This is a genomic window from Arthrobacter bussei, from assembly GCF_009377195.2.
Taxonomy (GTDB): domain Bacteria; phylum Actinomycetota; class Actinomycetes; order Actinomycetales; family Micrococcaceae; genus Arthrobacter_D; species Arthrobacter_D bussei.
Genome location: NZ_VJXX01000002.1, coordinates 103,758 through 126,251 on the forward strand (window position 1 = coordinate 103,758; position 22,494 = coordinate 126,251).

24 protein-coding genes are annotated in these 22,494 nt (G+C 67.9%); 13 read left to right on the forward strand and 11 right to left on the reverse strand.

What is annotated here, in order from left to right:
- The first annotated feature begins 54 nt into the window (after window positions 1–54).
- The 3 genes from leuA (at window position 55) to FNH21_RS08735 (ending at window position 3,447) form a co-directional block, all read left to right on the forward strand.
- A complete protein-coding gene (gene leuA / locus FNH21_RS08725; RefSeq protein WP_152814403.1) occupies window positions 55–1,797 on the forward strand; it encodes a 2-isopropylmalate synthase in 1,743 nt (580 codons plus the stop codon).
- Window positions 1,798–1,903: 106 nt separating this feature from the next.
- Complete coding sequence (gene recO / locus FNH21_RS08730) at window positions 1,904–2,650, forward strand: DNA repair protein RecO (RefSeq protein ID WP_191931783.1); 747 nt, start codon at window positions 1,904–1,906, stop codon at window positions 2,648–2,650.
- The gene (locus tag FNH21_RS08735) at window positions 2,647–3,447 is read left to right on the forward strand and encodes an isoprenyl transferase (RefSeq protein WP_152814405.1); all 801 of its coding nucleotides are present in this window, start codon (window positions 2,647–2,649) and stop codon (window positions 3,445–3,447) included. Before recO ends, FNH21_RS08735 begins: the two co-directional genes overlap by 4 nt.
- Before the next feature lie 23 nt (window positions 3,448–3,470).
- Here the strand turns inward: FNH21_RS08735 and FNH21_RS08740 are convergent, their stop codons facing one another.
- On the reverse strand, window positions 3,471–4,565 hold the full coding sequence (locus tag FNH21_RS08740) for an alpha/beta hydrolase (RefSeq protein ID WP_152814407.1): 1,095 nt from the start codon (window positions 4,563–4,565) through the stop codon (window positions 3,471–3,473).
- A 108-nt stretch (window positions 4,566–4,673) separates the two neighbouring features.
- Here FNH21_RS08740 and FNH21_RS08745 point away from each other — a divergent pair, with 108 nt between their 5' ends.
- Window positions 4,674–5,744, forward strand: coding sequence for a quinone-dependent dihydroorotate dehydrogenase (locus FNH21_RS08745; protein ID WP_152814409.1), 1,071 nt, complete (start codon window positions 4,674–4,676; stop codon window positions 5,742–5,744).
- 121 nt (window positions 5,745–5,865) lie between these two features.
- Here the strand turns inward: FNH21_RS08745 and FNH21_RS08750 are convergent, their stop codons facing one another.
- A complete protein-coding gene (locus tag FNH21_RS08750; RefSeq protein ID WP_191931784.1) occupies window positions 5,866–6,456 on the reverse strand; it encodes a DUF3043 domain-containing protein in 591 nt (196 codons plus the stop codon).
- 92 nt (window positions 6,457–6,548) lie between these two features.
- On the opposite strand from FNH21_RS08750, the gene FNH21_RS08755 reads away from it, so the two are divergent.
- From FNH21_RS08755 to FNH21_RS08780, 6 genes are all read left to right on the forward strand, one after another.
- Complete coding sequence (locus tag FNH21_RS08755; RefSeq protein WP_152814413.1) at window positions 6,549–7,970, forward strand: dipeptidase; 1,422 nt, start codon at window positions 6,549–6,551, stop codon at window positions 7,968–7,970.
- Between the two features lie 169 nt (window positions 7,971–8,139).
- Entirely contained in the window at window positions 8,140–8,520 is a 381-nt protein-coding gene (locus FNH21_RS08760; RefSeq protein WP_152814415.1) for a HesB/IscA family protein, read from the forward strand.
- Window positions 8,521–8,723: 203 nt separating this feature from the next.
- Entirely contained in the window at window positions 8,724–9,596 is an 873-nt protein-coding gene (ctaC, locus tag FNH21_RS08765) for an aa3-type cytochrome oxidase subunit II (protein WP_191931785.1), read from the forward strand.
- Window positions 9,596–11,323: an aa3-type cytochrome oxidase subunit I gene (gene ctaD, locus FNH21_RS08770; RefSeq protein WP_152814419.1), complete on the forward strand. Its 1,728-nt coding sequence runs from the start codon at window positions 9,596–9,598 to the stop codon at window positions 11,321–11,323. The genes ctaC and ctaD overlap by 1 nt, the downstream gene beginning before the upstream one ends.
- On the forward strand, window positions 11,320–11,721 hold the full coding sequence (locus FNH21_RS08775; RefSeq protein ID WP_055771172.1) for a cytochrome c oxidase subunit 4: 402 nt from the start codon (window positions 11,320–11,322) through the stop codon (window positions 11,719–11,721). The genes ctaD and FNH21_RS08775 overlap by 4 nt, the downstream gene beginning before the upstream one ends.
- 126 nt (window positions 11,722–11,847) lie before the next feature.
- Complete coding sequence (locus FNH21_RS08780; protein WP_152815056.1) at window positions 11,848–12,639, forward strand: GntR family transcriptional regulator; 792 nt, start codon at window positions 11,848–11,850, stop codon at window positions 12,637–12,639.
- A gap of 124 nt (window positions 12,640–12,763) precedes the next feature.
- On the opposite strand, the gene FNH21_RS08785 is transcribed toward FNH21_RS08780, so the two are convergent.
- From FNH21_RS08785 to ctaE, 5 genes are all read right to left on the reverse strand, one after another.
- A complete protein-coding gene (locus tag FNH21_RS08785) occupies window positions 12,764–13,408 on the reverse strand; it encodes a phosphatase PAP2 family protein (RefSeq protein WP_241743142.1) in 645 nt (214 codons plus the stop codon).
- Between the two features lie 109 nt (window positions 13,409–13,517).
- Window positions 13,518–15,203: a cytochrome bc1 complex cytochrome b subunit gene (qcrB, locus tag FNH21_RS08790; RefSeq protein WP_152814422.1), complete on the reverse strand. Its 1,686-nt coding sequence runs from the start codon at window positions 15,201–15,203 to the stop codon at window positions 13,518–13,520.
- Window position 15,204: 1 nt separating this feature from the next.
- Complete coding sequence (qcrA, locus tag FNH21_RS08795; RefSeq protein ID WP_152814424.1) at window positions 15,205–16,227, reverse strand: cytochrome bc1 complex Rieske iron-sulfur subunit; 1,023 nt, start codon at window positions 16,225–16,227, stop codon at window positions 15,205–15,207.
- Between the two features lie 72 nt (window positions 16,228–16,299).
- Window positions 16,300–17,091, reverse strand: coding sequence for a cytochrome bc1 complex diheme cytochrome c subunit (gene qcrC, locus FNH21_RS08800; protein ID WP_191931786.1), 792 nt, complete (start codon window positions 17,089–17,091; stop codon window positions 16,300–16,302).
- An 86-nt stretch (window positions 17,092–17,177) separates the two neighbouring features.
- Complete coding sequence (ctaE, locus tag FNH21_RS08805; protein WP_338403215.1) at window positions 17,178–17,816, reverse strand: aa3-type cytochrome oxidase subunit III; 639 nt, start codon at window positions 17,814–17,816, stop codon at window positions 17,178–17,180.
- A gap of 148 nt (window positions 17,817–17,964) precedes the next feature.
- On the opposite strand from ctaE, the gene trpD reads away from it, so the two are divergent.
- The gene (trpD, locus tag FNH21_RS08810) at window positions 17,965–19,026 is read left to right on the forward strand and encodes an anthranilate phosphoribosyltransferase (RefSeq protein WP_191931787.1); all 1,062 of its coding nucleotides are present in this window, start codon (window positions 17,965–17,967) and stop codon (window positions 19,024–19,026) included.
- A 50-nt stretch (window positions 19,027–19,076) separates the two neighbouring features.
- On the opposite strand, the gene FNH21_RS08815 is transcribed toward trpD, so the two are convergent.
- Window positions 19,077–19,358, reverse strand: a complete 282-nt coding sequence (locus FNH21_RS08815; protein WP_055771154.1) for an Lrp/AsnC family transcriptional regulator — start codon at window positions 19,356–19,358, stop codon at window positions 19,077–19,079.
- Window positions 19,359–19,390: 32 nt separating this feature from the next.
- Window positions 19,391–19,846 carry a DUF3054 domain-containing protein gene (locus FNH21_RS08820; RefSeq protein ID WP_152814428.1) on the reverse strand — a complete coding sequence of 152 codons (456 nt, stop codon included), beginning with the start codon at window positions 19,844–19,846 and terminating at the stop codon, window positions 19,391–19,393.
- Between the two features lie 104 nt (window positions 19,847–19,950).
- On the opposite strand from FNH21_RS08820, the gene FNH21_RS08825 reads away from it, so the two are divergent.
- Window positions 19,951–20,415 carry a VOC family protein gene (locus tag FNH21_RS08825; protein ID WP_152814429.1) on the forward strand — a complete coding sequence of 155 codons (465 nt, stop codon included), beginning with the start codon at window positions 19,951–19,953 and terminating at the stop codon, window positions 20,413–20,415.
- A 122-nt stretch (window positions 20,416–20,537) separates the two neighbouring features.
- On the opposite strand, the gene FNH21_RS08830 is transcribed toward FNH21_RS08825, so the two are convergent.
- The gene (locus FNH21_RS08830) at window positions 20,538–20,975 is read right to left on the reverse strand and encodes a VOC family protein (RefSeq protein ID WP_152814431.1); all 438 of its coding nucleotides are present in this window, start codon (window positions 20,973–20,975) and stop codon (window positions 20,538–20,540) included.
- Between the two features lie 176 nt (window positions 20,976–21,151).
- Here FNH21_RS08830 and FNH21_RS08835 point away from each other — a divergent pair, with 176 nt between their 5' ends.
- The gene (locus FNH21_RS08835; RefSeq protein WP_152814433.1) at window positions 21,152–21,706 is read left to right on the forward strand and encodes a cysteine hydrolase family protein; all 555 of its coding nucleotides are present in this window, start codon (window positions 21,152–21,154) and stop codon (window positions 21,704–21,706) included.
- A gap of 195 nt (window positions 21,707–21,901) precedes the next feature.
- Here the strand turns inward: FNH21_RS08835 and FNH21_RS08840 are convergent, their stop codons facing one another.
- Complete coding sequence (locus FNH21_RS08840) at window positions 21,902–22,471, reverse strand: MOSC domain-containing protein (RefSeq protein WP_152814436.1); 570 nt, start codon at window positions 22,469–22,471, stop codon at window positions 21,902–21,904.
- Window positions 22,472–22,494 lie beyond the last annotated feature (23 nt).

A 22,494-nucleotide genomic window follows, 5' to 3' on the forward strand; every position in this document is an offset into this window, starting at 1 on the left:
GTCCGCGATGCCCGGCCGCCAGCACCTCACCTCCCACAGACAAGGCCGATGTTCATGGACAACGCTCAGAAGACCTCCGGAATGCCGTTCGGCAAGTACATGCCGTTCCAGGACCAGATCACGGTCGAGCTCCCGGACCGTACGTGGCCCGACCGCACGATCACGAAGGCACCGCGCTGGTGCGCCGTCGACCTCCGCGACGGGAACCAGGCCCTCATCGATCCGATGAACCCGGAGCGCAAGCACAAGATGTTCGATCTCCTGGTCCGCATGGGCTACAAGGAGATCGAGGTCGGTTTCCCGTCCGCCTCGCAGACCGATTTCGACTTCGTGCGGCAGCTGATCGAGGGCGACCGCATTCCCGACGATGTCACCATCCAGGTGCTGACCCAGTCCCGCGAGCACCTGATCGAACGGACCTATGCGTCCCTCGAGGGAGCGGACCGGGCGATCGTCCACCTCTACAACTCCACCTCGGTCCTCCAGCGCCGTGTCGTCTTCAACCAGGACCAGGACGGCATCATCGACATCGCGACGCAGGGTGCTCGCCTGTGCCGCAAGTTCGAGGAGACCATGGGTGACACCCTGATCACCTACGAGTACTCGCCCGAGTCCTTCACCGGTACGGAGCTCGACTTCGCGGTACGCATCAGCAACGAGGTCTCCGCCGTCTTCGAGGCCTCCGCCGACCGGCAGATGATCCTCAACCTCCCCGCGACCGTCGAGATGGCCACGCCCAACGTGTACGCCGACTCCATCGAGTGGATGAGCCGCAACCTCGCCGACCGGGACAGCATCATCCTGTCGCTGCACCCGCACAACGACCGGGGGACCGGCGTCGCCGCCGCCGAACTCGGTTATCTCGCCGGCGCGGACCGGATCGAGGGCTGCCTCTTCGGCAACGGTGAGCGGACCGGCAACGTGGACCTCGTGACGCTGGGCATGAACCTGTTCAGCCAGGGCATCGACCCGCAGATCGACTTCTCCGACATGGACTCCATCCGCCGCACGGCCGAGTACTGCAACCAGCTCAGCGTGCCCGAGCGCTCCCCGTACGGAGGCGACCTCGTCTTCACCGCCTTCTCCGGCTCCCATCAGGACGCCATCAAGAAGGGCTTCGAGAGCATGGAGCGCGACGCCGCTGCAGCGGGTGTGGGGGTGGATGACCTGCCGTGGGCGGTCCCCTACCTGCCCATCGACCCGAAGGACATCGGCCGGTCCTACGAGGCGGTCATCCGCGTCAATTCCCAGTCCGGCAAGGGCGGTGTGGCGTACCTGCTGAAGAACGAGCACAGCCTCGACCTGCCGCGCCGCGCGCAGATCGAGTTCTCCGGCGTCATCCAGCGCCGCACCGAGACGCAGGGCGGGGAGGTCAGCGGCGCGCAGCTGTGGTCGGTCTTCCAGGACGAGTACCTGCCGACCCGTGCGGACGGCGGCTCCGAGGCCTGGGGCCACTACGAACTGACCTCGGTCAACACCGACACGGCCGAGGACGGCTCGTTCAAGCTCGTCGCCACCCTGCTGGTGGACGGCGTGCAGCAGCGTAGGTCCGCCACGGGCAATGGCCCCATCGACGCTCTCCTGACCATCCTCGGGGAGGACGGTGTGGATGTCAGGGTTCTGGACTACACCGAGCATGCGCTGTCCTCCGGCGGCAACGCCCGCGCTGCTGCGTATGTGGAGTGCGCCGTGGGCGAGCGGGTGCTGTGGGGCGTCGGGATCGACGCCAACACCACGATGGCCGCGCTGAAAGCCGTCGTCTCGGCCGTCAACCGCGCCATCCGCGACGCCGCCTGATCATCGCGGCGCGTGACCGGGCCCTTCTGCCGGAGCCCGGGACCGCCGCCCCTGCGCTCCCGCGCCGCTCGGCCGGCGCGGGGGTGGCAGGTGGAAGAATGAGGACGTGACTTCCTCGTCGGCCTTGCGTACCTACCGCACCCACGGAGTAGTGCTGCGCACGTACAAGCTCGGTGAAGCGGATCGCATCATCGTGCTGCTGACCCGTGACCAGGGGCAGGTGCGGGCCGTCGCCAAGGGGGTCCGCCGCACCAGCAGCAAGTTCGGCTCGAGGCTGGAGCCCTTCATGTCGGTCGACCTGCAGCTGGCGCGGGGCCGCACGCTCGATGTCATCACCCAGGTCGAGACGAAGGGGCTGTACGGCCACGGGATCGCCTCTGACTACGGGTGCTACACGGCGGCGACCGCGATCGCCGAGACCGCCGAACGGCTGACGGACATCGGCGAGACCGGGGGAGCGCAGTACGCCCTCGTGGCCGGCGCGTTCTCCGCCCTCAGCCGCAACCTGCATCCCTCCGAGCTCATCCTCGACTCCTATCTCCTGCGCGCCCTGGCCACCGCGGGATGGGCCCCCAGCTTCACGGACTGCGCGCGCTGCGCCGCGCCCGGACCGCATTCCGCGTTCTCCGCACCGCTCGGCGGGGCCGTCTGTCCCGACTGCAGGCCGCCGGGAGCGGCGTCACCGTCGTCGGCCACCATGGAGCTGCTCGGCGCCCTCCTGACCGGGGACTGGACCGTCGCCGACACCTCGGAGGCCGCGGCCCGGCGCGAAGCGGCCGGCCTGGTCGCGGCCTACCTGCAATGGCACCTCGAACGCGGGGTCGCCTCCCTCAAACATGTGGAGCGTGTATGAAGCCCGACGGACCCGTAGCACCGTGGCCGCACCCGAGCGGTGAGCGGGCGCCATCGATTCCCGCACAGTTCGTCCCCGGGCACGTGGCGATCGTCATGGACGGCAACGGACGCTGGGCCAACGAACGCGGGCTGCCGCGCACCGAGGGGCATCGCGCCGGCGAGGCAGCCCTGCTGGACGTCATGGCCGGGGCGATCGAGATCGGCGTGAAGCACGTCTCGGTCTATGCCTTCAGCACCGAGAACTGGAAGCGGTCGCCCGAGGAGGTCCGGTTCCTGATGGGCTTCAACAAGGACGTCCTGCGGCGCCAGCGTGACCAGCTGAACCAGTGGGGGGTCCGCATCCGCTGGTCCGGGCGGCGGCCCCGGCTGTGGCAGTCCGTGATCCGCGAACTGGAGGACGCCGAGCGCCACACGGTCGCGAACACGACCTGCACCCTCACGATGTGCGTCAACTACGGGGGCCGTGCGGAGATCGCGGACGCGGCGAAGGCCATCGCCGAGGACGTCGCGGCGGGCACGCTGAAGGCGTCCTCGGTGAGCGAGAAGACCGTCCAGCGGTACCTCGACGAACCCGATCTGCCCGACGTCGACCTCTTCCTCAGGACCTCCGGGGAGCAGCGGCTGTCCAACTTCATGCTCTGGCAGTCCGCCTACGCCGAGATGGTCTTCATGAACACGCTGTGGCCGGACGTCGATCGACGCACGCTCTGGCGGGCCATCGAGGAGTACGCCGCGCGCGATCGCCGATACGGCGGAGCCGTGGATCAGGCATCGGCGGGGCGGACGTCCTCCTGAGATGAGGGCCGTTCCGACAGGGGTCAGACCGTGCGCCGGCGGTCGGATCCCGTCACCGGGGGAGTAGCGCGGGCGGTGCGGAGGGGGCGCACGGAGGCATCGAGCCACCACTCCACCGTCTCGATGGCCTGTTCGCGAACGTCGCTCCGGGACAGGAAGACATCGTGCAGCGCGTCCTGCAGCCGCCGGATGGTCACCGTGTGGCTCAGTTCCGCCGCGCGCCGCACCATCGCCGACACGTCCAGGACGCTGTCGGTGCGCAGCATGGCATCACTCCACGTGGTGCTGAGGGTGGACGCCGTCGAGCACAGGACGAGGACCGGAACGTCGATCGCGATTCCCCGGGCCACGGCGGCGTGGCCCGCGAGGACCGCTGCCAGCCAGCCCGCCCTGATGGGGAAGCCGGCCTCCGGTCGCCAGGCCGCATCGATGGGCCACTCGCCGTCGCGCGTGTCGCTGATGCTCCTGAAGTAGAAGCCGAGCTCGGGCAGGCGCAGGCGTGCCTTGGGTCGTCGGCGTGAGACCGTGTCCAGGATGCCCTGTGCCGCGGAGCGCAGCAGCGCGCTGCCCTGCGTCTCCAGCCAGGGGCTGTTGAGGACCAGGCCTGCCACCCGGCCGGGATGCCGCGCCGCCCAGAGCGCCGCCGTCAGGCCGCCCGTCGAATGCGCCATCAGGACGAGGTCCACGGACCCCGGCGCCGGGTCTTCGGGCACCGGCCGGGCACGGCCCGCGATGCGCCTGCCGAGGGCTGCGATGGCGGCCTCCAGATCGGCGTCGTACTCGTCGAGGGAGGTGGCGAAACCGGGAGTCTGGCCGGGACGGAGGCTGCGCCCGTACTTGTGGAGGTCCACGGCGAAGAAGGCCCACCCGCGTTGGTGCAGGGCTGTGGCGAGCTCCCGGTGGAAGAAGTAGTCGCTGAAGCCGTGCAGGTACAGGACTGCGCGGGCCGGCGGATCGTCCTGTGGACCGGTTCCCGGCGCAGGAGGAATGGCGGGCCCGTCGAGCGGCTCGTAGGCGACGAGCGTGGCCACGCGGGGGCCCTCGTCGTCGGGCCCGAGGTGCAGGGTCAGGGCCCGGAAGTCCTCGCCGAGGATGTCCTCCACCCAGGGATCGTCCATGCAGCGACAGTACCGCGCGCGCAGGGGATCAGCTTCAGGTGCCCCGACACTGCATCCATGGCGGCCGGCGACTTGGTCCGGGGCGAGGGAGCGTGGAATTCTGGGACCATGCGTATCTACCCGACCTTCTTCCGGATCGTCTTCTCCGGGATGGACGCCGAGAAGGCCCACAGGATCGGGTTCGCCCTCATCCGTGCCGCGGACCTCATCCCTGCAGGCTGGGCCCTGCGCCGCTTCTGTGCACCGCACCACGCCCTCGCGACCACGGCGTTCGGGGTGAACTTCCCGTCGCCGTTCGGACTGGCCGCCGGATTCGACAAGGCGGGGAAGGGCATCCTCTCCCTGACCGCGCTCGGGTTCGGGCACGTGGAGATCGGCACCATCACCGGGCAGGCGCAGCCGGGGAATCCGGCACCGCGCCTGTTCCGGCTCGTCGAGGACCGTGCCGTGATCAACCGCATGGGTTTCAACAACGACGGCGCCGCCGCCGTCGCCCCGCGCCTGCGGTCCGCGAGGACCAGGCTCACCCGCCGCTACGGGCCACGGACCCGGCCGGTGGTGGGTGTGAACATCGGGAAGACGAAGAAGGTGGACCTCGTCGACGCGGTCGCCGACTACCTCGTGAGTGCCGAGCAGCTGGCTCCCGTGGCCGATTACCTCGTCGTGAACGTCTCCTCGCCGAACACGCCCGGCCTCCGCCTGCTGCAGAGCGTCGAGTCGCTGCGACCCCTGCTCGAAGCCGTCAGGACGACGGCGGACACGGCCGCCGGCCGACACGTCCCCCTCCTCGTGAAGATCGCGCCGGATCTCACCGATCAGGACATCGACGACGTCGGTGCCCTCGCCCTGGACCTCGGCCTCGACGGCATCGTGGCGACGAACACCACGATCACCCGCGAGAATCTGGCCACCGACGCTGCGACCGTCATGTCGAAGGGCGTCGGCGGGCTCAGCGGTGCACCCCTCAAGGCGCGTTCGCTCGAGGTGCTGAAGCGGCTCCGCGCGGCCGTCGGCGATGGTCTGGCGATCATCGCCGTCGGGGGAGTGGAGACACCCGAGGACGTGAGGGAGCGCCTCGATGCAGGAGCGACCCTCGTCCAGGGGTACACGGCGTTCCTCTACGAGGGCCCGTTCTGGGCTCGCCGGATCAACCGCGGACTGGCACGCTCGGGCGACTGACGCCTCGCGTCCTTCCGGAGGCGACCGCCGTCGTCCCCGGGTGACCGTCGTCGAAGACGCGACGAGCCGGGCCCGAAGGCCCGGCTCGTGAAGTGGCTGAGGAGACGCCTCAGGAGGGGCGTCAGGAGGGGTACTGGCCGCGCTTCACCTGGGGCTTCGGCAGCCGGAGCCTGCGCAACTGCAGCGCACGCGTGACGCCGTACCAGAGGTCTCCCTGATTCGGTGATCCGAACTTCTCCGTCAGCTTCTTCTTCAGCTTCCGCCGCAGCAGCACGCAGTCGACCACCACGGCGACGATCAGCACCCAGAACGCCATCAGGACCGCGCTCTGCACGGCGAGGGACTGGAAGAAGCTCAGGATCACGAAGACCAGTGCGGCGATCATCAGGAACTCGCCGATGTTGACGCGGGCGTCGACGAACTGGCGGATGTACCGTCGGTTCGGACCCTTGTCCCGCAGCGGCAGGTACTTCTCGTCGTCGGTGTCGAGCGCCTGGCGCATCCTCGCGCGTTCGTCCCGCACGGTCGACCGGCTCTGCTCGCGGGCTGCCTTGCGGTCGTTCGGGACGAGAGGGCGCTTCCGCGCCGCCTCCTGCACGCTGCGCTTGGGCGTCGGCGCTCCCTTGCCCTGCACACGCAGGGCTTCCTGGGAGCGCGAGGCCCCGTCGACGACAGCAGGGGCAGCGGGAGTCTTCTCTTTACGTCCGAACACCCCCTCAGGATACCGGCTCCCCGCCCGCCGCCATCCCTGCGACGGATCACGACGGGGAGGGCGGAGCGGATCCGGCTGTGTAGGGTTTCGGCATGACCTCCTCGAATACCTCCCCAGCGCTCCCGGACGAGCCGTCGACCGTCAGCTCCCGCCTCCGCGCCAGCGTGGACGCGGCCTTCCCGCGGATCGTGCAGCAGCTTTCCGACCTCGTCGCGATCCAGGGCATCGCCTGGGATGCCTTCGACGCCCACGAACTCGATCGCAGCGCCGAGGCCGTTGCCGCGCTGGTCCGCAGCGTGGGGATCGACGACGTGCGCATCCTCCGCGTCGACAACGAGGGCACGCCAGGCGGGCCCGCCGTCGTCGCCCGCCGTGCACCCGCCGAGGGCCGGCCGACCGTCCTGCTGTACGCCCATCACGACGTGCAGCCGCCCGGGGACCCCGACCTGTGGGAGTCCGAACCCTTCGTCGCAACGGAGCGCGACGGTCGGCTCTACGGACGCGGAGCCGCCGACGACAAGGCCGGCATCATGGCCCACATCGGTGCCTTCGGCGCGCTCAGCGAGGTGCTCGGCGACTCGTTCGGCGTCGGCGTGACCCTCTTCATCGAGGGTGAGGAAGAGGCCGGCTCGCCGACCTTCCGCTCGTTCCTCGAGACCTACCGTGACGATCTCGCAGCGGACGTCATCATCGTGGCCGATTCCAGCAACTGGAAGGTCGGCGTCCCCGCGCTCACCACCAGCCTGCGCGGTCTCGTCGACGGCACCATCGAGGTGCAGGTCCTCGACCACGCCGTGCACTCCGGGATGTTCGGCGGCCCCGTGCTCGACGCGCCGACCCTCCTCGCGCGGCTCATTGCCACGCTGCACGACGACGCCGGTGACGTCGCCATCGCGGGACTCGCAGGCGGCGACCACGCGACGGTGGACTACGACGAGCAGGACTACCGCTCGGACGCGTCGGTGCTCCAGGGCGTGCAGCTCGCGGGAACTGGATCGATCGCCTCGCGCCTGTGGCACAAGCCGGCCCTCTCCATCATCGGGATGGACGTCCCGACCGTCGCGCTGTCCTCGAACACGCTCCTGCCCAGGGCGCGCGCCAAGTTCAGCCTCCGGCTCGCCCCGGGTCAGCAGCCCGCTGCCGCCATGGATGCCGTTCGCGCGCACGTGGAATCACACGCCCCGTTCGGTGCCACCGTGACCTTCACGCCGGGGGAGACCGGCAGCCCCTTCAGCACCGACACCAGCGAGCCCGCCTCGCGCCTCGCCCTGGAGTCCCTCGAGGAAGCCTGGGGCGTCAAGGCCGTCGAGGCGGGGATGGGCGGGTCCATCCCGTTCATCGCGGACCTCACGGAACTGTTCCCGTCCGCGCAGATCCTCATCACCGGCGTCGAGGACCCGGACTCGCGCGCGCACAGCGCGAACGAGTCCCTCCACCTCGACGAGTTTCGGAAGGCCGTCCTCGCCGAGGCCATCCTCCTGGCCAGGATCAACGACGGCGGCCTCAGCGCCTGAGGCGTACCGACAGCGGGTACATGAGGGGACGGGTGGAAATGTTTCCGCCCGTCCCTTCGTTATGACCAGAGCGGGCCCGGCGTACCATGGAACGAAGCCGTGCGCGCGACACCGCGGACAGCACTGAGAGCGGACACACCATGCTGTCGTCCGAGCTAGGAGAAACACCATGAGTACTTCGACCACCGAGACCGGCTCCCTCGAGGAGACCACAGAGCTCCCCGCGCACGAGGTGGACCTGTCCGACGTCGCTGCCGGCAAGGTCCGCAGCCTCCTCGAGCAGGAAGGGCGCACCGACCTGCGGCTGCGCGTCGCAGTCCAGCCCGGGGGCTGCTCCGGCCTCATCTACCAGCTCTACTTCGACGAACGCGTGCTCGACGGCGATGCCGTCCGCGACTTCGACGGCGTCGAGGTCATCGTCGACAAGATGAGCGTCCCGTACCTGTCGGGCGCGTCCATCGACTTCGAGGACACCATCTCGAAGCAGGGTTTCACCATCGACAACCCGAACGCGGGCGGATCCTGCGCCTGCGGGGACTCCTTCCACTGACCTCCGGTAAACACCGCAGCCGCGGTACGACAGCATCGCTGAAAGGCCCGGGACGGCACGCTGGACGTGCTTCCCGGGCCTTTTGCATGTCACCGAATCGTCGGTGTTACGGGTAAGCTCTACAGTGAGTAGTAAAACTGGATGTGCACCCCGGGCAGCTTCATGAGCGGGTGGCAACGCACGTAGAAAAGGAAGGTCCGTCTGTGATTTTGCAGGACCGAACCGGTAGCAAGCGCGTCAGGATCGCGAAGATCTCCAGCATCTCGCTGGTCGGCGCCCTCCTACTGACCGGCTGTTCGGCTGAAGCCCAAAAGGGCTGGCTTCCGGCAGACCGGGACAACACCAACCACACCGGCATCATCACGGACCTGTGGGTCAACTCGTGGATCGCTGCGCTTGCCGTCGGCATCATCACGTGGGGCCTGATCATCTGGTGCATGATCGCCTATCGCCGCCGGAAGAACGACACCGGGTATCCGCGCCAGATGAGCTACAACCTGCCGCTGGAGATCTTCTACCTGACCATTCCGCTGTTCATGGTGCTGGTGTTCTTCTACTTCACGGAACGCGACATCGCCACGATCGACGCCCGCGTCGAGGATCCGGACGTCATCGTGGACGTCCGCGGCAAGCAGTGGTCGTGGGACTTCAACTACGTCAAGGAAGACAAGTACTCGACCGGTGTCCAGGGCAGCCTGAACGGCGAGGAAGGTGTTCCGGAGAACCTCCCGACGCTGTACCTGCCGGTGAACCGGAGCGTCGAACTCCAGCTCAACGCCCGCGACGTCCAGCACTCCTTCTTCGTCCCCGCGTTCCTGCAGAAGCGCGACCTCTACCCGGGCCGCACCAACTACATCAACCTCACGCCCACCAAGGAGGGTACCTTCGCGGGCAAGTGCGCCGAGCTGTGCGGGCAGTACCACTCGGAGATGCTCTTCAACGTCGAGGTCGTCTCCCAGGAGGAGTTCGACGCACAGATGGCGCAGCTGGAGGACGGACAGCTCGGCGACGAGTACGACCGCGACTCCTACCCGGAGGACGATCCCGATACCGACCCAGCTAGGAGCAGCAGCTGATGTCCACCTTCGAATACACCCTTGAGGAAGCCGGTACCATTGCCGCTCCCCGTGTAGTTCCGAGGTCCAAGGGACGCATCGTCGTCAACTGGATCACCTCCACGGACCACAAGACCATCGGGTACATGTACCTGATCGCGTCCTTCGTGTTCTTCTGCTTCGCCGGCGTGATGGCGCTGATCATCCGCGCAGAGCTCTTCGAGCCGGGCATGCAGATCCTGCAGACCAAGGAGCAGTACAACCAGCTGTTCACGATGCACGGCACCGTGATGCTGCTGATGTTCGCCACGCCGCTCTTCGCCGGCTTCGCCAACGTCATCATGCCGCTGCAGATCGGCGCTCCCGATGTCGCCTTCCCCCGTCTCAACGCTCTCGCGTTCTGGTTCTTCCTGTTCGGCAGCAGCATCGCCGTCTCCGGCTTCATCACCCCGCAGGGAGCGGCGTCCTTCGGCTGGTTCGCCTACGCCCCGCTCTCGAGCACCACGTTCTCCCCGGGCGTCGGCGGGGATCTGTGGGTCTTCGGTCTCGCCCTCTCGGGCTTCGGCACCATCCTCGGTGCGGTCAACTTCATCACCACCATCATCTGCATGCGGGCTCCCGGCATGACCATGTGGCGGATGCCGATCTTCACCTGGAACACGCTGATCACGGCGATCCTGGTCCTCATGGCCTTCCCGCCGCTCGCCGCCGCCCTGTTCGCGCTCGGCGCGGACCGTCGCTTCGGGGCGCACATCTTCGACCCCGAGGCCGGCGGTGCCATCCTGTGGCAGCACCTGTTCTGGTTCTTCGGCCACCCCGAGGTCTACATCATCGCGCTGCCGTTCTTCGGCATCGTGTCCGAGATCTTCCCCGTCTTCAGCCGCAAGCCGATCTTCGGCTACAAGGGCCTGGTCTACGCGACGATCGCCATCGCCGCACTCTCCGTGACGGTCTGGGCGCACCACATGTACGTGACCGGGGCGGTGCTCCTGCCGTTCTTCGCCTTCATGACCATGCTCATCGCGGTGCCGACGGGCGTGAAGTTCTTCAACTGGATCGGCACCCTGTGGAGGGGCTCGCTGACGTTCGAGACCCCGATGCTCTGGAGCCTCGGCTTCCTCGTGACCTTCCTCTTCGGTGGCCTCACCGGGATCATCCTCGCGTCGCCGCCCCTGGACTTCCATGTCTCCGACACCTACTTCGTCGTCGCGCACTTCCACTACGTGGTCTTCGGGACCGTGGTCTTCGCGATGTTCGCGGGTTTCTACTTCTGGTGGCCGAAGTTCACCGGCAAGATGCTGAACGAGCGGCTCGGGAAGATCCACTTCTGGATGCTGTTCCTCGGCTTCCACGCCACGTTCCTGATCCAGCACTGGCTCGGTGTCGAGGGTATGCCGCGGCGCTACGCGGACTATCTGCCCGAGGACGGCTACACGGCGATGAACCAGTTCTCCACCGTCGGGTCCTTCGTGCTCGGTGCGTCGCTGATCCCCTTCTTCTGGAACGTCTACATCACCTGGCGGACCGGGAAGAAGGTCGAGGTCGATGATCCGTGGGGCTTCGGTGCCTCGCTGGAGTGGGCGACCTCCTGCCCGCCGCCGCGCCACAACTTCACCTCCCTGCCCCGGATCCGGTCCGAGCGACCCGCGCTCGACCTGCACCACCCGGAGCTGCAGCAGACGCACACGCCGGACGACAGTGCCGCGAGCTTCATGGGCTCGGCGGACCGACAGGATGCCAAGTCATGAGGATCGAGAAGAACCTTTTCCTGATCGGCGTCCCGATCTTCGTCCCCATCGCCCTCGTCTACGGCTGGCTGACCGAATGGTCCGAATGGGTCGGATTCCTCGGGATCCTGCTGGTCGGCGGTCTCGCCGGGATGATCGGGTTCTACCTGGCGTTCACCGGCAAGCGGGTCGGCCAGCGACCGGAAGATCGTCTGGACGCAGAGATCCACGAGGGATCTGGCGAGCAGGGGCACTTCAGTCCCTGGAGCTGGTGGCCCCTGGTCCTCGGTCTGTCCGCAGCGACAGGATTCCTCGGCATCGCCATCGGGTTCTGGATCCTCTACATCGGCATGGGACTCGCCGTGATCGCTCTCGTGGGCTGGGTCTTCGAATACAGCCGCGGGTACCACGCCCACTAGGGCAGAACGATTGCATCACCGCTTCACAGGGAGCCCGCCACGAGCGGGCTCCCTTCGCGTTAACCCCGGTCGACCGTCGCAAGCCGGGCCGACGGGTCGCGCCCGGGAGGACAGGAGATGGACGGTATGACGATCCACCCGCGTCCCTTCGACGCCGAGCCGCTGGACCCGGCGTCGCAGGAGGCGAAGCACGTACAGGTCCGCGAGAGCCTGCGGCGATACCTGGAGACCTACGGCGACCCGGGGGCCGCCATCCCCTCCGAGCGGCAGCTGAGCGAGTACTTCGGCGTCGCGAGGATGACTGTCCGGCAGGCCATCGACGCTCTGGTCGCCGAGGAGGTGCTCGAGAGGATCGTGGGGCTCGGGACCTTCGTGGCCCGGAGCAAGATGGACCTCCACATGAAGATGACGTCCTACACCGAGGAGATGATCCGCCGTGGCATGGTGCCGGACGCGCGGGTCCTCGCCTTCGAACAGCAGGGTGCCTCGCCGCTCGTGGCACGGGAGCTGCAGATCGAGATCGGTCAGCCCGTGGTGCGGTTCCGACGGCAGCTCCTTGCCGATGGGGAACCGATGAGCGTCGATGAGAACTTCATCCCCGCGCATCGGGTCACCGGCATCCTCGACGACCCTCCACCGACGTCGCTGTACAACGTGCTGAGTGAGAAGTACGGACTGGTCATGGAATGGGGTGAGGACACCATCGAGGCGACGGCGGCCTCACCGTCGATCGCACGCCTGCTCAACGTCGAGCTGAATGCACCCCTGCTCAAGATCCAGCGACACGCCTACGTGGCCCGCTCGATGATCGACTATTCGGTGTCCTACTACCGGGCCGACCGCTACAAGCTGTGGGTTCCGCTGCAACGCCCAGGAGTGCGTACACCGCGCGCGTACAGCTCCAAGCGGCTCGGGTGACCGGCGTCCCGTCCCGGGCGTCAGGAGGGCCCCTGGTGGCCGCGGACGACTGTTCCGCCCCGGACAGCGTCGCGCACCGTGAACCCGTGTACGCCTGTCCCGCCTCCTGCGGGAGCGCGGTGTCCTAACCGCTGATAGCGAGGACGAAGGCGCTACCGATGACGGCGCCGACGACGTAGCCGGCGAGGACCTGTCCGGGCGTGTGGGCAGCGAGCGTGACGCGGGACCAGCCCACGACGAGAGGCACCACGAGAAGGGCGGCGAACCATCCGCCGGCGAATCCCATGGCACCGACGACGACGAAGACCGCCACGGCGGAGTGGGCTGACAGCTTCCACGCCAGGTTGACGACCAGGACAGCCACCACGCCACCGACGGTGCACAGCACACCGGCGACCAGCTCCTGCGGTGCACCGATCGTCGGTAGCAGCGCGAGACCCAGAGCGATGGATATCAGGGTCCCGGTGAGGATCGGCGCACGCTGCCGCCGGTCGCTGACGTGGTGGTCGGTGATCGTGCCCCACGCGACGAGCGTGATCACACCGGCCACGGGGAGCGCAGTGGTGAACCCCACGGCGACCAGCGCCGAGGGCAGCCCGGCGGGCCACCCGGCGAAGCGGACGGCCAGGACCACGAGGAACAACGAGACGAGAACGGCCGGTGCGAAGACCTCGCTCACGATCGTCGCGGCCCTGCGCAGCCTAGTGCGCCGGTGGAGACCGGAGAGCCGGGAATAGGACGTCGGGGGGAGGTCGTGGTGGCGGTGCATGGAAGCACCTCCGGTCGGGACGGCATGTACCACCCTCCGTGGACATGACGAAGGGCCCGGACGGTGACGTCCGGGCCCTTCGGTCGATCAGGTCGGGATCAGCAGCCGATCAGTGGCTGGCGATGGACTCGCGGTCCTTCGTGCCGGCGATCTCGCCATGGTGGTCGCCATGCGAGGCTGCGAGCTCCTTCGGGGTGACCGGTGCGACGCGGTCCTCGAAGAAGAAGCGCGACACGCGCCCGTGGACCTTGTCGACCAGACCGATCTTGCCATTCTCGTCCGGCGTCGGGACCATGACCTCGGGCGACTCGAAGGCGGTCAGCTTGTACCGCTTGTAGTCGTCGACCTGCTCGTGGACCTCGATGAACTCGCCGTGGGGGAGTCGGACGATGCGACCGGTCTCGCGACCGTGGAGGGCGATCTCGCGGTCCTTGCGCTGCAGCGCGAGGGAGATGCGCCGCGAGACCATGAAGGCGAGGATCGGACCGAAGATCACGAGGAACCGCAGCCAGTAGAGCACGTCGTTCAGCGACACCAGGAAGTGCGTGGCGATGAGGTCCGAGCTCGCAGCGGCCCACATGACGCAGTAGAACGTGATACCGGCGACGCCGATGGCCGTACGGGTAGGAGCATTGCGCGGCCGGTTCAGCAGGTGGTGCTCACGCTTGTCCTTCGTGACCCAGGCTTCGATCCAGGGCCACAGGAACATCGCCGTGAAGACGATGATCGCCGGGACCAGCGCGGGGATGAGCACGTTCAGCGAGAGCGCGTTGACGCCCCAGGGGAACGGGATCATGAACTCGAAGTCGAAGTTGTCACCGATGGTCCCGGGCATGAGCCGCAGCGCGCCGTCGACCCAGCCGATGTACCAGTCCGGCTGTGTACCGGCCGACACGGGGGAGGGGTCGTAGGGGCCGTAGTTCCAGATCGGGTTGATCGTGAACGCTGCGGCGATCGCTGCGAGGACACCGAAGACGATGAAGAAGAATCCGCCGGCCTTCGCTGCGTAGACGGGACCCACGGGGTAGCCGACCACGTTGGTGTTCGTTCGTCCCGGGCCGGGGAACTGGGAGTGCTTGTGCAGCACCACCATGAACAGGTGGATACCGATCATCAGCAGGATGACCGCGGGGATCAGCAGGATGTGCAGCACGTAGAGACGGCCGATGATCATGGTGCCCGGGAACTCGCCGCCGAAGAGGAAGAAGCTCAGGTAGGTACCCACCACGGGGATGGCCTTCATGACGCCGTCGATGATCCGCAGGCCGTTTCCGGAGAGCAGGTCGTCGGGGAGCGAGTAGCCGGTGAAGCCGGCAGCCAGGCTCAGGATGAGGAGGACGCAGCCGACGACCCAGTTGAACTCGCGGGGGCGGCGGAACGCGCCCGTGAAGAAGACGCGCAGCATGTGCACGGCGACCGAGGCGACGAACAGCAGCGCAGCCCAGTGATGGATCTGGCGCATGAACAGTCCGCCACGGATGTCGAAGGAGATGTCCAGCGACGATGCGTAGGCGACGGACATCTCGACGCCACGGAGCGGCAGGTAGCTGCCCTCGTAGTGCGTCTCCGCCATGGAGGGGTCGTAGAAGAAGGTGAGGAAGGTACCGGAGATCAGCAGGATGACGAAGGTGTACAGTGCCACCTCACCGAACATGAACGTCCAGTGGTCGGGGAAGATCTTGCGGCCGAATTCCTTGACGATTCCCGAACCGCCGACCCGGGAGTCGACGTAGTCGGTGACCTTGCCCACACGCGTCTTCGGCGTGTAGGTATGTGTCGCGGTTGAGCTGCTCATGTCAGCCTCGCTCCCAGAAACTAGGTCCTACGGGTTCTTGGAAATCGCTCGATGCGACGAGGTAGCCCTCGTCGTCGATCTCGATGGGTAGCTGTGGTAGCGGACGTGCTGCCGGTCCGAAGATCACCTTGCACTCTTGCTCGAGGTCGAAGGTGGATTGGTGGCAGGGGCACAGCAGGTGGTGCGTCTGCTGTTCGTAGAGTGCTACCGGGCAGCCGACGTGCGTGCAGATCTTGGAATACGCAACAATTCCGTCGTAGCCCCAATTCTCCCGGCCTGGGGAGGGATTGAGTTCCTCGGGGTCGAGGCGCATGAGCAGGACGACTGCCTTGGCCTTCTCCTCGAGCTTGTTCTCGACCTCGTTGAGTCCCTCGGGGATGACGTGGAACGCCGATCCGACGGTTACGTCCGAGGCACGGATGGGGGTGCCGCTGGGATCGCGGGTGAGGCGGACGCCGGTGTCCCACATGGTCTGCTTCAGCGTGTTGCCGGGCAGGGGGCCGAGGTCCCGGAAGATGGCGATCGCCGGCAGGGGAGCGAGGATCGCTGCACCGAGCAGGGTGTTGCGGATGAGGGGACGGCGCTTGATGCCGGATTCCTCGAGGATGTCGTTGACGATCTTCTCGGCATCCTGGCGGTCCTGCTCGGAGCGGACCTCGTGGCGGCTCTCCGTCACCTCGTGGTCCGGCATCAGCGTCTTGGCCCAGTGCACGATCCCGACGCCGATGCCGAGCATGGCGAAGGCTGTGCCGAGGCCCAGCATGAGGTTCTGCAGGCGGAGGCGCTCGATGGTCTGGTCGAGCGGGATGAAGAAGTATCCGACGAAGAAGAGCAGGGTCCCGACGACGGAGATCGCGAACAGCAGCGCCACCTGGCGCTCGGCACGCTTCTCCGCCTTCGGATCGCGGTCGGCCAGGCGCGGCCGGTGCGGGGGCAGGCCCGGGTTCTGGAACTCGTCGAGCTCTGCGCCCGGTGCGGCTACGGTGACCGACGTGCCGGGAGCGCCGTGACTAGAGTCGGCCATGATCCCTCTCATCCTTCTTTGGCTGGTGCATGCGCACTGTCTGTGATTCGTTGGCGGTGTTCCGTCGGATGGTCACGAGGACCTTGACGTGAGCCACACCGTGAAGGCGATGATGACGCCGAGACCGGCGACCCAGATGAACAGGCCCTCGGACACCGGTCCGAGCGAGCCGAGATCCGCTCCACCGGGGGAGCCCTGCTCCTCGATGGTCTTGAGGAAGGCGATGATGTCCTGCTTGTCATCCGGGGAGATGTTCGCGTCGCTGAAGACCGGCATGTTCTGGGGGCCGGTGACCATGGCCTCGTAGATGTGCTTCTCGCTGGTGCCGTCGATCGACGGGGCGAACTTCCCCCGGGTCAGGGCGCCACCGGCTGCGGCGGCGTTGTGGCACATGGCGCAGTTCACGCGGAACAGCTCACCGCCGTTGGAGGAATCGCCCTCCGAGGCGTTCAGGATCTCTTCGCCCGGGATGGCCGGGCCGGCACCGAGCGAGGCGACGTAGGCGGCCATCTGGCGGATCTGCTCATCGGTGAACTGGACCGGCTTGGCCTGGGCCTGGGGTCCGTCCATCTGCATGGGCATGCGGCCCGTGCCGACCTGGAAGTCCACGGAGGCAGCACCGACACCGACGAGGGAGGGAGCGGCGTCCGAGCCCGTGGCACCCATGCCATGGCAGGAGGCGCAGTTGGCGGAGAACAACTTGCTGCCCTCTTCGACGTCGTTCGCCGTGAACGTGGTGGTCTGCGCCTGCGCCTCGTTCGCGGTGCTGGCTGCGGCGTAGATCCCGCCGGTGACGAGGAGCGCCATCAGGAGCAGGGCGAACGCTGCTAGTGGGTGACGCCGCCTCTGGGAAAGTGCCTTCACGGAGTGTTTCCTACCTGTCGTGGTGCCAGAGCTGCTGGTGTTCTGCATTGAATTCTACCTCTAGTAGAAGAGTCTAGCGGAGGGAATCACTGAAGGAAGTAGATGATGATGAAGAGGCCGATCCAGACGACGTCGACGAAGTGCCAGTAGTAGGACGTGACGATCGCGGAGGTGGCTTCGAAGTGTCCGAACTGCCGTGCGATGAAGGCGCGGCCGATGATGAACAGGAACGCGATCAGCCCACCGACCACGTGGATGCCGTGGAAGCCCGTGGTGATGTAGAAGGCGGACCCGAAGGCGTTGGAGGAGAGTGCGACGCCCTCAGCGACGAGTTCGGCGTACTCGTAGGCCTGCACCGATACGAAGATCGCGCCCATCACGAAGGTGAGGAGGAACCACTCGACCATGCCCCAGCGGGCCAGCTGGAAGACCCCGCCGGTGCGGCGGGGTTGGAGGCGCTCGGCGGCGAAGACACCGAACTGGCAGCTGAAGGAGCTCGACACCAGGATGATGGTGTTCACGAGGGCGAACGGGACGTTCAGCTTCTCGGTCTCCATCGCCCAGAGCTCACTCGAGGTGGAGCGGAGGGTGAAGTACATGGCAAAGAGGCCGGCGAAGAACATCAGCTCGCTGGACAGCCACACAACGGTTCCGACGGAGACCATGTTGGGGCGGTTCAGGGCGGGATGCGGAGCGGCGCTGGGGGCTTGGGTCGCAGATGTCACAGACTCATTATGTCCCCAAGATCAGCGTGATCACCAACGCGAAACGGGCCCCGCAGCGCCGTCACCGCGCCGAAGTGGGCACCGACGCCCGTGTTTACGCGGAAGTTCCCCGTGATGACTTTCTACAATTCGTAGATAATCTGTGGGAGTGAGCCTGACAACCAGCCCTGACGCGGTGTACCCCACCTGGCCCTCGATCTTCTCCTCTCTCCTGGGTCGGAAGGATCTGAGCACCGGACAGAGCCGCTGGGCGATGGACGCGATCATGTCCGGTGAGGCCAGCAACGTCCAGATCGCCGGTTTCCTCGTGGCCCTGCGCGCGAAGGGGGAATCGGTCGACGAGCTCGTCGGCCTGGTGCAGGCGATGCTGGGCCGGGCCCACCGGATCCAGGTGTCCGGGCCGACCCTCGACATCGTCGGCACGGGCGGCGACGGACTGAACACCCTGAACATCTCGACCATGTCCTCCCTCGTGGCCGTAGGTGCCGGCGCGAAGGTTGTCAAGCACGGGAATCGCGGAGCCTCCTCCGCCTCGGGGGCCGCCGATGTCATCGAGGAGCTCGGCGTGCGCCTGGACCTCGCGCCTGCGGAGGTGGCCCTGACGGCCGAGCGGGCGGGGATCACCTTCTGCTTCGCGCAGGTGTTCCATCCCTCGATGAAACACGTGGCGGTCCCGCGGCGTGAGCTCGGCATCCCCACCACCTTCAACTTCCTCGGGCCGCTCAGCAACCCTGCCGGCGTCAGCGCCCAGGCGCTCGGCTGCGCGGACGCGCGGATGGCGCCGCTGATGGCCGGGGTGCTCGCGGCTCGCGGCATCCGCGCCCTCGTCTTCCGGGGCGACGACGGCCGGGACAAGATGACGACGAGCGGCTCCTCCACCGTGTGGGAGGTACGGGACGGCCGGGTCGAGGCCCAGGTGGTCCACCCCGGCGACGTCGGGCTCGAGGTGGTGCCCGTCGACGCCCTCCGCGGGACCGACGCGACAGGGAACGCCGCTGTCGTGCGATCCGTCCTGGCCGGCCACCCGGGTCCGGTGCGCGACGCCGTCGTGCTCAACGCAGCCGCAGGGCTGGTCGCCCTCGACGACGCGGCGGAGGGATCACTCGTGGAGCGCCTCCGGGCCGCCATGGTCCGCGCCCGCGCGTCCATCGATTCCGGTGCCGCCGAGAACGCCCTCACCCGCTGGATCGACGTCAGCCGGGCACTCTGACCCGACAGTCGCCACGGGCCCCGCGGGTGGCTTTCCCGGCGGCGTGGACGTCAGCTGTCGAACCCGAGGGAGAACGCGGCGTCGAGGTCGTGCTGGGAATAGGAACGGAAGGCGATCTGCGTCGTCGTCGAGCGGATGCCCTCGATCTTGGACAGTCTGTCCGCGATGACGTCGGCGAGATCCTCGTGACGACTGACGCGGGCGATCGCGATGAGGTCCCACTCGCCGGTGACGGAGTAGACCTCGCTGATGCCCTCGATCTCCGAGATGGCCTGCGCGCTCTCGGGGATGCGTGAGGCATCGGTCTGGATGAGGACGAATGCGGTGATCATGGAGTGCCTTTCGGGTGGGACGGGATCTGCTCCTACGCTACCGGCAGGCGGCGCCGCCGGACGGCGTGCAGGACGGCGCGGGGAAGGACCAGGAAGGTGCCGAGCACCAGCAGCGTGACGATCTGGAAACTGACCGCCACCCCTTCACCCGACGCCGCGCGCAGAAGGAGCCCGCCGACCACGGTCGCCAGCCAGAGCGCGACGGCGGTGGGCCACGGCGTCGATGGCGAGCGCCAGGCGCGCAGGGCCAGGCTCGCCAGGGCATAGGCGGTGAGGAAGGGCCACGCCGTGTCGAGCACGCCGAGGAAGGTCACCCCGTGCTCGTGGGTCCGGCGACCGGACACCGCGAAGGCGAGGATCAGGACGGTGTCGATGCCGGCCCAGACGAGCGCCGGCAGGGCCGGGGAGGTGCGGAGCCGCCCGGAGCGGTTCCTCGAGGGGCTGGTCATGGGGCGGGTCGTCGGGCTGGTCGTGGGGCGGCTCGGCATGGGGTCACCCTACTGCTTGTCGCCCCCGGTCTCCTGGACTAGGTTCGAGCCACGCACCACACGAAGCCGTGCACCGCCGCACGGCCAGACGAAGGGTACCCACCATGGGATCGATCACGCCGTGCCTCTGGTTCGACGGCCAGGCCGAGGAGGCTGCCGCGCTGTACACCTCCGTGGTGCGGAACTCGCGCATCCTCGATGTCTCCCGCACCGGCCCCTCCGAGAGCGACCCGGCCCTCACGGTGTCCTTCGAGCTCGACGGGCAGCCCTTCGTCGGGCTGAACGGCGGTCCGCAGTACTCCTTCACCGAAGCCGTGTCCTTCCAGATCTCCAGCGACGACCAGGAGGAGGTCGACAGGTACTGGGCGGCGCTGACCGAGGGCGGCGAGGAGAGCCGGTGCGGGTGGCTGAAGGACCGCTACGGCCTGTCCTGGCAGATCATCCCCGCCGTCCTGCCGTCGCTCATCGGCGGACCCGACCCCGACGGCGCCCAGCGCGCAGTCGCCGCGATGCTGACGATGCAGAAACTCGACATCGCCGCCCTGCAGACGGCCTACAGCGGCACCTGAGCAGGACAGCCGGCCAAGGGCCCCACTCCGGGGCCGCGTCGGACAGGTTCCGATCCAGGGCTCGGCCAGCCGGCCTCACGCGAGGTACGCCGGCTCCCGGTCCGGGGCCGCTCGAGCCGGCCTCACGCCAGACGGACGTTCCCGATCTGGTCGACGCGCCAGCCGGGGTTGTGGGCGATCTCCCAGATGATGCCATTGGGATCGGCGACGAGGCCATGGTGGATCCCGCCGAATTCGCCGTCCTGGGGGTCCTTCAGGACGGTGCCGCCGGCGTGGACGAGGCGTCCGATGGTCAGCGCGACCTCCTCCCGTGAGCCGACGTTGTGGGACAGGCTCATGCCGTGCGCACCAGCGGGAGCGCCCGAAGCACTGCCGCCGGTATCGCGGCGGAAGGACTCCGCGTCGAACAGCCCGAGGAGGACGCCGGGGGCTACCTGGAAGAAGATGATCTCGCCGGGGACGTCCATGAGGGGTGTCCAGCCAAGGCCCGCGGTGTAGAACTGCCGTGCCGCGTCGAGGTCGGGGGTGGCCAGCGTGACGAAGTGCACCTGTTGGTCCATGACAGGAGTATCGCCGACGGCGCGGTGGTGGCGGCTTCCCGACACTGCGGAACCTCCCTGTCCGCATGCCTCCTTCGGGCAGGCGCCGCCGTCGTACTGTTGTGGCAGCCGCTGAGGGCTCCCGCTTCACCGACGGGCGCGCAGGCACGGACATCCGGTACCGACGAGGAGTAGCCATGACGACACTCGAGCACCGTCCCTCCACAGCACTGCTGGTCATCGACGTGCAGAACGGGGTCGTCGCGTCAGCCCACGACCGGGATGCGGTGGTCGCGAACATCGATGCACTCGTCCGGCGCGCGCGTGCCGAGGCGGCCCCGGTGGTCTGGGTGCAGCACTCCGACGAGGAACTCGAGCGCGACTCGCACGCGTGGCAGGTCGTGCCCGAGCTGCGTCCCCTCGACGGCGAGCGCCTGGTGTACAAGGCGCACGGCGATGCGTTCGAGGGCACGGACCTCGAGGACGTCCTCGAGGCGGCAGGGGTGGGACGGCTCGTGGTCACGGGCGCCCAGTCGGACGCCTGCATCCGCTCGACCATCCACGGGGCCTTCGTCCGCGGGTACGACGTGACCCTCGTGGGCGACGCCCACACGACGGAGGACCTCAGCGCGTGGGGCGCGCCGACGCCGGACAAGGTCATCGCGCACACCAACCTGTACTGGCAGAACCAGACCGCGCCCGGCAGGAAGGCCGCGGTGGCAACGACCCGGGCGGTGGCCTTCTCGGACTGAGCAGGTGGTGGACGCCGTGGAGGCGTCGGCCGACCGGTCGAGCGATGGCGGGCGTACGCGGGGGCAGCGTGTGCATCCTTCCGGCGGGCTCGCAGGCGTCGCCGTCCTGCTGGGAACGGCGACGCCTGCGGCTCACCCCGGAAGGGTGATGGAGGTCGGGGGAAGGGCTCCTGGAGGTCGGGGGAAGGGCTCCTGTCAGGGCAAGCGGCCCGGTCGCAGCACCGAGGCGATGTGCGCCCTGCCGGGGTCGAGCAGGACCGGGCTGACCAGCACGGCGGGACCGCGCTGCAGCGTCCCGCTGGTCAGCGGGCGGCAGCGGACCCCGCCCCGGCCCCGCATGGCCTTGTGCGCACCCGGCGCCAGCACACGGTCCATCCAGGCGCACGGGTGCGCGTGGCGTCCGCCGTGGAACGCCACGGTTCCCGCCGGCGTCCCGAGGGTGAAGTCCTGGCCGATGAGCGGCGTCAGCTCGGCACCGCGCAGGATGATGTTGCGGCGGGGGAGGAGCGCGTCGAAGGGCTTCGCACCGAGGTCCGCGGCGATGGCGTCGAGTGACTCCACGGCCATCAGGGTCACCGCTGCGTCCATGTGGGCGGCTTTCCCGAAGAAGCGGTCACCGACGATCCCCTTGCCGGCCACCACGTCGACGCTGCGGGCATCCTGCGTCGGCACGTCTGCCGCCCCGTCCTTCGCGCGCCCGAAGTACGCGTGCCCGGGCGAGACCAGCAGATGGAGGATCTCGACGTCGTACCTGTACTCGGCCATGCGCCCACGCTACCCGCACAGCC